Source organism: Roseivivax isoporae LMG 25204, from assembly GCF_000521865.1.
Classification (GTDB): domain Bacteria; phylum Pseudomonadota; class Alphaproteobacteria; order Rhodobacterales; family Rhodobacteraceae; genus Roseivivax; species Roseivivax isoporae.
Genome location: NZ_JAME01000140.1, coordinates 1 through 775, shown reverse-complemented (window position 1 = coordinate 775; position 775 = coordinate 1). Strand labels below are relative to the sequence as shown.

Below are 775 nucleotides of genomic sequence, written 5' to 3'. Positions count from 1 at the left end.
ATGTCAGACCTTTTCCACGAGGCTGTGCCCGACGAGGTGATCGACCGCGTGTTCGCCGTCATGGCCCTCTCCCCGCAGCACAAGTTCCAGGTGCTGACAAAGCGCGCGGAGCGCATGCGGGATTTCCTAACTCGACTGCATCCCACCGGACGACACACCACGGTCGCAGACGATGGCGCCTGGTTTGCGACACCGGCAGCGCACATTCGAGCGCATTCCGCCATGTGCGAGATTTTACCGAGAGCGCCGGGACAAGCGCTAATTGCAGCGGCTGAATGGCAGGACCGTCATTTCCCTGACGGAGATGGGTTTATGCGCCGATGGCCTCTTTCGAACGTGTGGCTGGGCGTCTCGGCCGAGGATCAGCGGCGGGCCGACGAGCGCGTGCCGCACCTGCTGGCAACGCCGGCAGTGGTCCGGTTCGTCTCGGCCGAGCCGCTGCTGGGGCCGGTGGGCCTGACGCGGTGGAGCGGCCTCGAGGGTGACGGCGACACGATGGGCTTCGGCCTCGATTGGGTGATCGTCGGCGGCGAGAGCGGCCCGGGAGCGCGTCCCATGCACCCGGACTGGGCGCGGTCCCTGCGCGACCAGTGCACCGCCGCGGGCGTGCCCTTCTTCTTCAAGCAATGGGGCGCGTGGGCACCAGACGAGATCGGCCCGGAAGACATTCGCTCGGTCGAATTTCCGCCGGGGCATGTCGAGTATCTGCACGTCGGCAAGCGCGCCGCGGGCCGCAAGCTGGACGGGCGCAACTGGGACGAGGTGCCGGCATGAC

1 protein-coding gene is annotated in these 775 nt (G+C 67.4%); it reads left to right on the top strand.

Features of this window, described 5'->3' with window-relative positions:
* On the top strand, positions 1 to 774 hold a 774-nt coding region (locus RISW2_RS24425), incomplete at its 5' end, for a DUF5131 family protein (RefSeq protein WP_043775866.1).
* Position 775 lies beyond the last annotated feature (1 nt).